We start from the raw sequence: 12,919 nt of genomic DNA, 5'->3' as shown, positions 1-12,919 counted from the left end.
ACATAATATAGATGTTTAATCTTCGATGAAACAAATTTCAAAAACAGTTTTATGATCTTCGGTTTTATGTGCGATATAACCGCCATGAGCTTCAATAATATTTTTGGATAAGGTTAATCCAATTCCGGCACCTTCTTGTCTTGTGGTGAAAAAAGGCAGGAATATTTTATTTTCTATTTCTTTTTCAATGCCGTTTCCGTTGTCAATAATTTTTATAAAGATTCGGTTTTCTTTTGCTTCCGCCGAAATATAAATCTGCTTATCAAATGTATCTTTCAACGCATAAATGCAATTCGTTAAAAGATTAATTAAAACCTGTTCTATTTGTTGCGCATCAATATTAATGAAGCGTTTAAGTGTTATTGCGTTTACTACTTTAACAGCATTGTCCCTGAATAGCGGATTCATAATCTGAAGACAGTTATCGATTAAATATTGTAGTTCTACTTTTTCTTTTTTTGGAGTAGGCAACATGGCTAGTTTTCGATAGCCTTCGACAAATTTTTGTAAATGATCGCTTCGTCTCAACATGGTTTCAACACTATTTTTGACATCCTCAAGATCTTCTGCCGACATTGAATCCTGTTCGACCAAATCTTGTAAATTCTGGCAAATAGAACGAATAGGCGTAATAGAATTTAATAGTTCATGAGAAATCACCTTCATCAAATTTACCCACGCTTCTTTCTCTTTTTTCTCGACAACATTTTGAATTGAATCGAGTAAAACAATAAAATAATCCTGTTCAAAAATTTCTGTTCTGGAAGCCTGCAAAACAAATGTCTGCATGTTTTGTTCGTTTACCCGGATTTCTACCGATGTTTTAATCTCTTGAAAATTATCTTCTTCAAGGATTTCACACAAAGAAGGCAATTGGTTTTTTAGGTATTTCCATTTGGATACTTTAGGAACATTAAAGTGCGTCGAAAAGTAATCGTTCATTAAAAAAATATTCCAGTCATTATCCTGTTTTTGCAAAATGATAATTCCCGTTTCAATATTATTCAAGATAGAACGATATATGATGTCTCGTGAAACCTGTTCTTTTTGTTTGTTTTTTAAGATATCGTATAAATGAAATAAGTCATTATAATTCTTGTTGAATTTATGTTTCGAAAAATCGGAACTAAAATCATTTTGTAATATCGAAGCTATGGTTTTGCTATAAATCAAAACAAAATTACGAACATAAAAATACATTTCCCTTAGAAGCAGAAAAACGATAAAAAGTCCAAATATTCCAGTAAAAAGCAATTCTTTTTTAAAGAAAAAAATAGAAACTTCGATTCCCGCAACAATTAGAATTAATCTTAAAAAAAGAAGTTTGTATGTCTTGATGGATTGAAACATGTTTTAATAATTAAAAATTGAGAATTAAAATTTAATTTTTTGAAACCATTATTTATCTCATAGCTATGCGATTTATTTTAAGTAAAACGCCTTTCAACACTATGTAATACTATGTTTCTATGTGTTAAAATAAATTAGAGACCATCTGTTTTGATGTTAATATTATATTTTTCTAAACGTCTATATAATGAACCGCGTGACAAACCCAATTCTTCGGCAGTTTTACTGATATTATTATTGTTTTTGATTAACGCTTTTTCAACGGCAGTTTTTTCGACAGCAGAAAGCTGAATGTCATCCACGTTTTCTTCATAAGCGGTGATAATTTCCAGATCTAAATCAGCAACGGTAATTTTATTGTTTTCACAAAGAATAACGGCACGTTCTATCTTATTTTCCATTTCCCTGATGTTTCCATTCCAGGCATGTTTTTCGATTTGTTCGAGAACTTTTTTATCAAAAGTAATCCTGTCCCTGCTGTATTTTTCGATCATTTTATCCAATAGATATTCGGCCAACGGAATTTTATCTTCGTTTCGTTCGCGCAAAGGAGGCAATACAATTTCCATAGTATTGATGCGATAATACAAATCTTCCCTGAAATTTTTATCGGTAACTTCCAGTTTCAGGTTTAAGTTCGTTGCCGTAATAATACGTACATTCAATGGTCTTGCTTTCGTTTCTCCTAATCTGGTTACGGTTTTTGTCTGGATAACCTGCAATAATTTAGATTGTAGATGCAGTGGAACATTCCCAATTTCATCCAAAAATATAGTTCCGTTTTGTGCCATTTCAAAACGTCCCGGAGTATCGGTTTTTGCATCTGTAAAAGCACCTTTTGCATATCCGAATAATTCACTTTCGAAAATATTCGAATTCAAAGAACCTAAATCAACGGTCATAAAAGGGCCATTTTTTCTATCAGACTGACTGAAGATATGATGCGCCAGAACAAATTTTCCAGTTCCATTTTCGCCCAGAATTAAAACATTAGCATCAGTTTTAGCTACTTTGTCTGCGAAGGAATAAGCTTTTTTTATAATTTCAGAAGTACCAATAAAAAAGTTGTTTTCGATTTCAATCTTCTTTTCCTTTTTCTGATCTTTTCGTGCTTTATCAACGGCTTGTTTTACAGATTCGAGTAATTTTTTGTTTTCCCACGGTTTTAGGATATAATCAAATGCACCATTTTTTAATCCTTCAACAGCAGTTTCAACTTTGCCAAAAGCAGTCATTAATATCACAACAGTTTTGGGAGAAAGTGTCTTTATCTCTTTCAATAAATACAAACCTTCTTTTCCGTCTTCAAAACCAATTCGATAATTCATGTCAAGTAAAACAACATCGATGCTTTTTTTTGACAATAATTCGACAATATTTTTAGGATTATTAAGTGTATAAATGTCTTCAAAATACTTTTTCAAGAATACTTTCGACGCAAAAAGGATGTCTTCTTGATCGTCTATGATTAAAATTGAGGCATTTGTCTTTTTCATTTTTGTTCGGTTTTGGACGAAAGCTGTCCAATAGTGGACACTTTTGAATTTCTTAAATAAATAAGAATTTAAAAATAAGGCAGTTACAATCTTTAAATTTTTGGCATGAAAATCACATTAAGGTTAGCAAATCATCAAGTATGAGAATCATTATTACCGGTAAATGTAACAAAAATAGATATTTATAGATTATGTTATCTATTATCTTAATTTAGGATCTGTTTTTTACTTCAGCACTTAAAATTCTCAAAAAGAAAATCAAACATCAAAAACAAATTATTATGATCAGTATTACCAAACTTTCAAAAATTTTTAGAACTGAAGAAGTTGAAACAAAAGCTTTAAGTGAAATTTCGCTAACGATTAACCAGGGGGATTTTGTGTCGATCATGGGGCCTTCCGGAAGCGGAAAGTCAACTTTATTAAATATCATTGGATTATTGGACAGTGCTTCAGGGGGAAGTTATAAATTGCTGGGACAGGAGATGATTGGCCTAAAAGAAAAATCAAAATCGAAAGCCAGAAAAGAAAACATTGGGTTTATATTTCAGAATTTCAATTTAATAGATGAATTATCGGTTTATGATAATATCGAATTGCCGCTGATTTACAATAATGTTCCGTCATCAGAGAGAAAGAAAAAAGTAGAGGATATCGCTAAGATATTAGGTATTTCGCATCGTTTAAAACATTATCCGCAACAACTTTCAGGAGGACAACAACAGCGTGTAGCCGTTGCGAGGGCTTTGATCAATGACCCGAAAATTATTCTTGCCGATGAACCAACGGGAAATCTTGACAGTAAAAATGGTAATGAAGTGATGGAGTTATTAACGGATCTTCACGCCAGCGGTGCCACAATATTGATGGTAACACATTCTGATTATGATGCCTCGTTTTCGCAAAAAACTATTTTGATGAAAGATGGGGTAATACTTTCTGAGAAAATGAACAATAGAAATGTCGATGTTTTTGCAGCAAACTTAAATAACTAAGATAATGCTAAAGAACTGGATCAACATATTTATTTACCACATCAAAAACAATAAGCTTTTTACGGCTTTGAATGTTTTGGGTTTGAGTATTGGAATCGCGGGATTAATTTTCGCTATTTTATATTGGAATGATGAGCATTCATACGATCAGTGGAATCCTAATAAAGATAACGTATTTTTAGTCGCCAATCAAATGGATGCGACTACCTATTGGGCTTCAAGTTCAGCACCAATAGGATCTGCAATAAAAGAAGCAAGCCCTGAAGTAGCATCTTACTGTTATTTGAACGGCAATTATGAAAATGATATTATTCGCGTTAATAATAAAAAAGTGCAGTCTGACAGAATAATTGCAGCACAAAAAAACTTCTTTGATTATTTTCCATATCAATTTATTGAAGGAAGTTCAAAAAATGCATTACCAGATGTAAACAGTATTTGTTTGTCACAGGATTTGGCCATTCAGCTTTTTGGAAACCAACCTGCCGTAGGGAAACAAATCGTACTCCAGGGTAAAAACCTAATAGTAAGAGGTGTTTATAAACTCGATAAAAAATCAGTTTACAATCCTTCGTGCGTGGTTAATTTTATAGATACAAGAATTAAAGAAACCATTCAGCAATGGGGTAATTTTCAATTTGTTCTGTTATTAAAATTAAAAAATCCCAATGACCAAAAGCAAGTGACTCAAAATCTTCAGAAAATATATTTTGCAAACATGACAACTCGTTTTGCAAAAGAGCAAGGTATTAAACCTGAAGAATTTATTAAGAAATATGGCGAGGTAAAACCAGGTTTAGAGTCATTATCATCTATTCGATTACATACAAAAACCGGTGGTGTGGTAGAAGCAAACGGCAATCTTCAATTTTTGCTTATCATGGTTGGATTATCTGTTTTAATCCTAACGCTATCTATTGTAAATTATGTTAACTCAGCTACGGCAAATGCTGTAAAGAGAGCGAAAGAAGTGGGAGTTCGCAAAATCATAGGAGCTTCTAAATTTTCTATAATTCAACAATTTATTTTTGAAACTGCCATCATTTCGTTGTTTTCAATTTTAATATCATTGGTCATTGTCGAGATCTCTTTACCGTATTATAATGCTTTTTTAGATAAATCACTCGTATTGCAAAGCGGACAGTTTTATATCCAGCTTGTTGCTATATTTTTCATAACTGTAATATTGGCAGGAATATTTCCGGCTGTGTATGTTGCTAATTTTGAACCATTAAAAGTATTAAAAGGAAATTTTGGAAGAAGTAAAAGCGGTGTGTGGCTTAGAAACGGGATGCTCATTTTTCAGTTTGCTGTAGCTGCTTTCTTTATTGTAGGATCTTATATTGTTTATGAGCAAATAGAGCTTATGAATGCAAAAGATTTGGGTTTTAGCGGAAAACAAATCCTTAATGTTTCATACCGAAATATCTATGGCGACGCAATAACTGATAAAGACCGTTTTGAACGATATAGTATTATTCAAAACCAATTAAAGCACATAAAAGGAGTGCAGCAAGTTGCAGGAGGTGGTTTTGTTTTTGGAAAAGGTGTAAAATCTGTAATAACATATCATTACAAGTATATAAAAATTGACGGAAGTAATGTACCAATAGATTTTGGACTGCTGGAAATGATGAAAATAAAAGTTGTAAAAGGACGTTATTTGAGTCCGAAATTTGCACAGGATACCGTTACTTCGATGCTAATTAATGAAACTGCCTTAAAGCTATTAAGTGAAAAAAATCCGATAGGTAAAAAACTGAGTTGGAACGGACAAGATGCCATTATTGTGGGAGTTGTAAAAGATTTTAATATAGGAAATCCGGGAGATGCAATACCTCCAATGTCTTTTTTCCATTTTAAAAGCGTTCCTTGGTTTTCAGGACTTTTGAACAATATTTACATTACCGCTGATCCTAAAACTATGCAACAAACCATAGGTGATATAGAAAATCTGTGGACAAAAAAGGTAGATACAGAATATCCATTTGTATATGATTTCGTAGATAAAGAATATAAGAAGTCGTATAGCAGTTATGTAAAGCAAAAAAATCTTTTCTCTTTATTGAATATTGTTGTTATTGTAATTGCACTCTTCGGGTTATTTGCTCTCGCTTCGTACTCTATAGAACGACGTATGAAAGAAATTGCGATTCGAAAAACCCTAGGCGCAGAAACAAATGTTTTATTAAAAGAACTTTGCAAACAATATGTCATCTTTAGTATAGTAGGTTTTTTAATGGCTTTGTTTCCGGTTTATTATTTATTGGATAAGTGGTTAGAGAATTTTGCTTACCGAATTAGTATTTCTGTTTATCCGTTTATAATTGGGTTCAGTGCTTTATTGATATTAACATTATTAGTTGTACTTACAAGAGCGTATCAGGCAACAAAAATTGATGTTTTAAAATATTTAAAATACGAATAAGATGCTAAAGAACTGGACCAACATATTTATATATCACATCAAAAACAATAAGCTTTTTACAGCTCTGAATATTTTGGGTTTGAGTATTGGAATTGCGGGATTAATTTTTGCCACTTTGTATTGGAATGATGAACATTCGTATGATCAGTGGAATCCTGAAAAAGATAAAATTTACGCTGTTCTAAATGATATTGGCGGTGGTAATGTTTGGGCTGTCAATTCTCCTGTACCGGGACCGCTCTTAAAATCAACTGCAGATGTACAGGATTATTGTTATTTTTCAAGTAATTACGAAAAGGAAACCATACAGTACAATGGGAAAATAGAATTGGTCGATAAGATTTTTTCTGCTCAGGGCAATTTCTTTTCTTTTTTTCCCTTCGAATTTATTAGAGGTAATAAAAAAGACGCTCTTCATGACCGTAATAGTATCGCGTTTTCTGAAGAGACAGCTGCCCGTTTGTTTAAGAATGAAAACCCAATGGGAAAACAGGTTAAATATGCTGAAAATTATTATGTCGTTCGCGGTATATACAGCTTATCCAAAAAATCTTCGGTAATGCCTGCTGCAGTTACTAGTATAATAGAGGAAAATCTGGAAAAGAAGAAAGATAACTGGGGATTAAATTTTGGATTAATTCTAAAATTAAACAAACAAAGCGATACGACTGCTGTCCTTAAAAGGCTGAATACTATTTATATTGAAAATTGTTATAAAAAACAGGCAAAAGCTGAAGGAATAACCTTTGATGCTTACTTAAAGCTCTATGGCGAACTGACAAAGCCAAAATTACTGGCATTTTCAAAGTCGAGGCTTCATCAGGGAAACTGCCCTTTTCCGGAAGGAACCGGAAATCTTCAGTTTTTAAAAATTTTAATGGGATTATCGATTCTTATTTTAGTATTATCAATTGTAAATTACATTAATCTTGCTACTGCAAATGCGGCTAAACGTGCTAAAGAGGTTGGTGTAAGAAAGATCGTTGGTGCTGCAAAGTCACAAATTATCACTCAATTTGTATTTGAAACCACATTAATTACGCTTTTTTCGCTCTTGTTAGCATTGGTAATTGTCGAACTTTCACTTCCTTTTTATAATTCACTTATAGGCACAAATTTAATCCTTGAAAGTTCTCAGTTTTATTTACAGTTAATAGTCATTTTTGTAATTGTCATTTTGGTTTCCGGAGTTTTACCCGCTATTTATGTTTCTAATTTTGAGCCTTTAAAGGTTCTAAAAGGAAATTTTTCCCGCAGTAAAAACGGAATCTGGCTTAGAAATGGTATGCTGGTTTTGCAATTTGCGATCGCAACTTTTTTTATAATTGGTTCTTTTATAGTATATCAGCAGGTCAACTATATGGCCAATAAAGATTTAGGTTTTAAAGGAGCTCAGGTAATGGATATTTCTTTTAAACCCAAAAAAGAAAAAAATCAATTTGAACGGTACAAAATAATACAACAGGAACTTTTGAAAATAAAAGGGGTTCAGGCCGTTTCAGCTGGAGTATTTTCTATAGGAAATGATGTTAATTCATGGTCAGGATTGCATTATAAAGACAATAAGGAAGTCATAACACAGCAAATGCCAATTGATTTTGGAATGCTGGATCTTCTGGGAATTAAGATAGCTAAAGGAAGGGATCTGACAAGTAAATTTGCTTCTGACACTATTAACAACGTTTTGCTTAATGAAGCTGCCGCTAAGACATTACAGGAAAAAGATCCTCTTAATAAAGAAGTTATTTGGGAAGGTAAAAAATTAAAAGTAGTAGGGATCGTAAAAGACTTCAATTATTTTGGACTTGAAAATAACATTTCGCCAATGATTTTCATGCATATCAAAGCCTTTGACTGGATGTCTAGGGACATGTCTAATATTTCGGTTAAAATTCAGCCAAAAGATATGCCTGAAACAATTGCTGCAATTGATAAATTCTGGAGAACAAAGGTAGATGCCGAATATCCTTTTGAATACAATTTTGTAGACAGAAGTTTTGCACGTACTTATAAAAATTATGAAAGTCAAAGTGAATTATTTTCTCTGTTAAACGGAATTGTGATTCTAATTGCCATTTTTGGATTGTTCGCTTTAGCTTCTTTTTCTATGGAAAGGAGGTTGCGTGAGATTGCTATCAGGAAAACACTAGGCGCTGATACAAATGTTCTGCTTAAAGATTTATCCAAACAATATGTGATTTTTTGTGCGATTGGTTTTTTGATAGGAATTATTCCGGCATATCTTTTATTGCAAAAATGGTTAGAGGATTTCGCCTTTAGAATTGATATTCCCATCATTCCCTTTCTTGTAGCTTTTGTTGTTTTGATATTTTTGACATTAACTATTGTGCTTGCAAAAGCATATCAGGTCACTAAAATTGACGTTCTGAAATATTTAAAGTACGAATAAAAGAGTAAATGTCTTTATTCTATTTAACCACTAACTATAACTATGATACTAAACTATATCAACATATTTATTTACCGCTTAAAGCACAACAAGCTTTTCTCTTTTCTGAATATTCTAGGATTGTCAATAGGAATTTCCGGGCTGATTTTTGCACTACTTTACTGGAACGACGAACAAAATTACAATGCCTGGAATCCTGAAAAAGAAAAAGTATACCAGGTTTTGGTTCAACTAAGCGATATGCCTGCCTGGTCAGATTGTGCCTTATTCCTGAAACCGGCTTTAGACGAAGATCCAAATATCGAATCTACATTATATGCTGATTCTGATTACTGGTATCAAAAGGATAAAATTATTTACAAAGGAAAAAAGGAATTTGTAGATAAAATTATCAATGTCGAACAAAATTTATTTTCTTTTTTTCCTTTCAAAATTATTCAGGGCGATGCAATTTCAGCTATAAAAGATGATTCCAGCATTGCTATTTCAGATCTTACAGCTAAAAGGGTTTTTGGAAATGAAAACCCCATTGGGCAACAAATAAAATGCTTTGACCAGCTGTTTTCTGTACGGGCTGTTTATCATATTCCCGGAAATTCTTCGATTGCGCCAAATGCCATCATCAATAAAATGAAGAAACTGACCACTTCAGGAAAGACAAATCCGTTTATTTTAAAGTTATTATTAAAAGTAAAAGATCCGTCAAAAGTTGATCTGACAAGACAGAAACTCGAAAGAATTTACAACCATAATTTTATTGCGCAACTTGCCAAAGAAGCAGGTTTTACGCCCGAAGTTATGGCTAAAAAAGTAGGTCATTTTACGGTTATTCTTGAACCATTATCAAAAGCCAGATTACATTCGATAACAGATGGTTATCCTGAAACACGAGGGAATTATCAATTTTTAATGATCATGATGGGGTTATCTCTTTTAATTCTCATTTTGTCGATTGTTAATTACATCAATCTCGCAACCGCTAATGCCGTAAAGCGGGCGAAAGAAGTTGGAGTACGTAAAATTTCGGGTGCATCAAAAGGCGATATTATTAGTCAGTTTCTCTTTGAAACGGTTTTAACCACGAGTTTTTCTATTTTACTGGCGTTAGTAATTGTAGAGCTGACTTTGCCGTATTACAACAATTTTTTAAACAAAAACATTGTACTTCTTGCCAGTCAGTTTTACATACAATTGATATTGATTTTTATCATTACAATTTTGACGGCAGGATTATTTCCGGCTATTTATATATCCAATTTCGAAACTTTTAAAGTTTTGAAAGGAAATTTCGAAAGAAGCAAAAACGGTATTTGGCTGCGTAACGGAATGCTTATTTTTCAGTTTGCCATTGCGGCCTTTTTTATTATTGGCTCAAATATAGTATACCAACAAATTAAATATTTACAGAATAAAGATTTGGGTTTTAAGGGCGATAAGGTAATTTCGGTTTCTTTAAATTTTCCATCGGTCGATTACCAGGGAGAAAATGCAGCGCAAAATATTTACAACAAATACAATATCATAAAACAGCAGCTCAACAAGATTAAAGGCGTTGAACAAATCTCGACGGGCCTTATTGCGTTTGATGGTTCAGATAATTCTATAAATGCGGTTTTATACAATGATGAACTTTTTAAACAACGCATTATTCCTTTAGATTTTGGCATGTTTGAAATGTTGAACATCAAAATAATTAAGGGAAGAAATTTTGATAGAAAACGGGCTTCAGACACTATAAATTCTGTGATCATAAACGAAAGTGCATCAAAATTAATGAATCTTAAAGATCCTCTTGGCAAGGAACTTTTAATTCGGGAACAAAAATTAAAAATAATTGGTATTGTTCAGGATTTTAACTTATTAAGTCCTGAATCAAAAGTACCGCCAATTGCTTTTTACAATATCAAAATGTTTGGTATGACACATAACATCAACAAAGTTTATGCAAAACTAAAACGGGATGATATGGAAAACACGATTGCCAATATCGAAAAATTATGGTCGAAAGTTGATACCGAATATCCATTTCAATATGATTTCGTAGATAAAGAATATGCGAGAACTTATGAAGCTTACACAAAACAAAAAAACTTGTTTTCACTGCTCAATATTGTTGTTGTTTTAATTGCTCTTTTTGGATTATTTGCACTTGCATCTTATTCCATACAAAGGCGTATGAAAGAAATTGCAATAAGAAAAACGCTAGGAGCAGAAACAAATACTTTACTAAAAGAATTATCAAAACAATACATCCTGTACTGCGTAATAGGATTTTTAATCGCCATTTTTCCAGTATATTATTTGCTGAATAAATGGCTAGAGAACTTTGCTTATCGAATAGAAATGTCGCTAATTCATTTCATTTTAGGCTTTGTAGTCTTATTAATTCTGACTTTAATAATTGTATTGTCAAGAGCTTATATAGCAACCAAAACTGATATTTTAAAATACTTAAAATACGAATAAATCTTAAAAAATACGGAAGTTATTTATTAAAGAGTTGTTAATTTATTTTTGATATAAAGTTTTCTACCTGATATTTAGGGCTAATTAGAGAATTGATATTTTATTTTTGTAATAAATCAAACTCCTAAGACTAAAACAAGAATAGATTTAATAATAAACTATGGAAAATTTTTTTGAACCCGTTGATCCCGAAAGTTGGGAACGACAACCTTATTTTGATTATTTTAATAATATTATAAAATGCAAATACACAATCAATGCGAATGTTGACATTACAGAATTGCTCCAAGTATCAAAAGGAAGGAAATTAAAGTTTTTCCCGTCATTTCTTTACGTAATTATGCGTTCTGTAAATCAGAACAAAGAATTTAGGATGAGTTATAATGATCAATATCAATTAGGTTATTGGAATTACGTTGTTCCTTCATACACGATTTTTCATGAAGATGATAAAACTTTTTCAGATGTTTGGAGTGAATATCATGAAGATTTTAAGTTTTTCTATGAAACAATAGTAGGCGATATAGAAAAATACAAGGATGTTAAAGGTATAAAAGCACGCTTAGATCGTCCTGCAAATTTTTGTTCTATTTCGGCTTTACCTTGGTTAAGTTTTACAAATTTTTCTCAAGATACATATCAGGAATCTAATTTCATGTTTCCGCTAATTCGTTTTGGAAAATACTTTAAGCAAGATGACAGAATATTAATTCCGGTTGCAGTATTTGTAAACCATGCGGTTGCTGATGGATATCACACCAGTAAGCTGATTAATGATATGCAGGATTTTGCTAAAAATGCGGAAGATTGGATGCTTTAATCAAAAAAAACGGAGAGTTTTATTAATCGAAAAACGGATTATCGAATGTGATTTCTAAATAATAAAACCTCCAAAGTCATTGATTTTGGAGGTTTTAGTTTTATTGAAAATTATTTTAATCAACCATGAGCAGCTACAGAAACATCAGCCCATTCTTCCCAGGTTGCTAATTTTTGCTCGTAAGTTTGTTTTGCAAATGGCAACGCTATTCTTCCTAAGAATAGGCGTAGTGGTGGATTTTCTGCTTCAACCAGTTTGATGATTGCAGGAACTGTAGCACTTGTTTTTCCGAAATTGTCAGGATCATGTCCTTCTGCTATTGCTTTTCTAAGTCCGTCATAAGCATCAATACTTTTACTATTGAAACCGTTACCCCAGATATCAGTAAAATAACCGTTTGGTTCAACCAAAGTAACATTGATACCAAATTGTTTTACTTCCTGAGCCAGAGTTTCAGTAAGACCTTCTACGGCGAATTTAGACGCATTATAAAGACCTAAATTGGGTAAAGTGGCAATTCCTAAAATAGAAGAAACTTGTATAATATGACCGCTTTTTTGATTTCTCATAATTGGTAAAACTGCCTGAGTTAACCAAAGAGTTCCAAAGAAGTTCGTTTCAAATTGTGCTCTTGCTTCTGTTTCGCTGGCTTCTTCAACAGCTCCGTTTAGTGCATAACCTGCATTATTGATCAGGATATCAATTGTACCAAAATGTTGTTTTACCTTTTCTACTAATGCAAATGAATCTTCGCGTTTATTTACGTCTAATGTTAAAGGCAAAATTGCGTCTCCGTATTGTGCTTTTAAGTCGGCAAGGGTATCGATATTTCGCGCTGTTGCAGCTACATTATATCCTTTTGCTAAAAGTGCTTCTGTCCAGGCTCTTCCAAATCCTTTTGATGCTCCTGAAATTAAAATTGTTTTTGACATGATCTTAAATTATTAATTGTTA

Annotated in this window: 8 protein-coding genes; 5 read left to right on the top strand and 3 right to left on the bottom strand. The window is 32.4% G+C overall.

Annotated features, from left to right (window positions below):
• Positions 1–15 precede the first annotated feature (15 nt).
• Both QLQ94_RS18150 and QLQ94_RS18145 read right to left on the bottom strand, forming a co-directional pair.
• Positions 16–1,350 carry a sensor histidine kinase gene (locus tag QLQ94_RS18150; RefSeq protein WP_271334210.1) on the bottom strand — a complete coding sequence of 445 codons (1,335 nt, stop codon included), beginning with the start codon at positions 1,348–1,350 and terminating at the stop codon, positions 16–18.
• Between the two features lie 134 nt (positions 1,351–1,484).
• On the bottom strand, positions 1,485–2,846 hold the full coding sequence (locus tag QLQ94_RS18145; protein WP_482498044.1) for a sigma-54-dependent transcriptional regulator: 1,362 nt from the start codon (positions 2,844–2,846) through the stop codon (positions 1,485–1,487).
• A gap of 281 nt (positions 2,847–3,127) precedes the next feature.
• Between QLQ94_RS18145 and QLQ94_RS18140 the strand changes: the two genes are divergently transcribed.
• From QLQ94_RS18140 to QLQ94_RS18120, 5 genes are all read left to right on the top strand, one after another.
• The gene (locus tag QLQ94_RS18140; protein ID WP_271334212.1) at positions 3,128–3,841 is read left to right on the top strand and encodes an ABC transporter ATP-binding protein; all 714 of its coding nucleotides are present in this window, start codon (positions 3,128–3,130) and stop codon (positions 3,839–3,841) included.
• Between the two features lie 4 nt (positions 3,842–3,845).
• Positions 3,846–6,269, top strand: coding sequence for an ABC transporter permease (locus tag QLQ94_RS18135; RefSeq protein ID WP_427401589.1), 2,424 nt, complete (start codon positions 3,846–3,848; stop codon positions 6,267–6,269).
• A 1-nt stretch (position 6,270) separates the two neighbouring features.
• Positions 6,271–8,679, top strand: a complete 2,409-nt coding sequence (locus tag QLQ94_RS18130) for an ABC transporter permease (protein WP_271334214.1) — start codon at positions 6,271–6,273, stop codon at positions 8,677–8,679.
• Positions 8,680–8,721: 42 nt separating this feature from the next.
• Positions 8,722–11,145 carry an ABC transporter permease gene (locus tag QLQ94_RS18125; RefSeq protein ID WP_482498041.1) on the top strand — a complete coding sequence of 808 codons (2,424 nt, stop codon included), beginning with the start codon at positions 8,722–8,724 and terminating at the stop codon, positions 11,143–11,145.
• Positions 11,146–11,305: 160 nt separating this feature from the next.
• Entirely contained in the window at positions 11,306–11,965 is a 660-nt protein-coding gene (locus tag QLQ94_RS18120; protein ID WP_271334216.1) for a CatA-like O-acetyltransferase, read from the top strand.
• Between the two features lie 119 nt (positions 11,966–12,084).
• Here QLQ94_RS18120 and QLQ94_RS18115 read toward each other — a convergent pair whose 3' ends face one another.
• A complete protein-coding gene (locus QLQ94_RS18115) occupies positions 12,085–12,897 on the bottom strand; it encodes an SDR family NAD(P)-dependent oxidoreductase (RefSeq protein WP_271334217.1) in 813 nt (270 codons plus the stop codon).
• Between the last annotated feature and the right edge of the window lie 22 nt (positions 12,898–12,919).

The sequence above is a fragment of the Flavobacterium sp. B114r genome (assembly GCF_056824125.1).
Note: the sequence above shows the minus strand (reverse complement) of the source record. Positions and strands in the feature narration are given on the sequence as shown.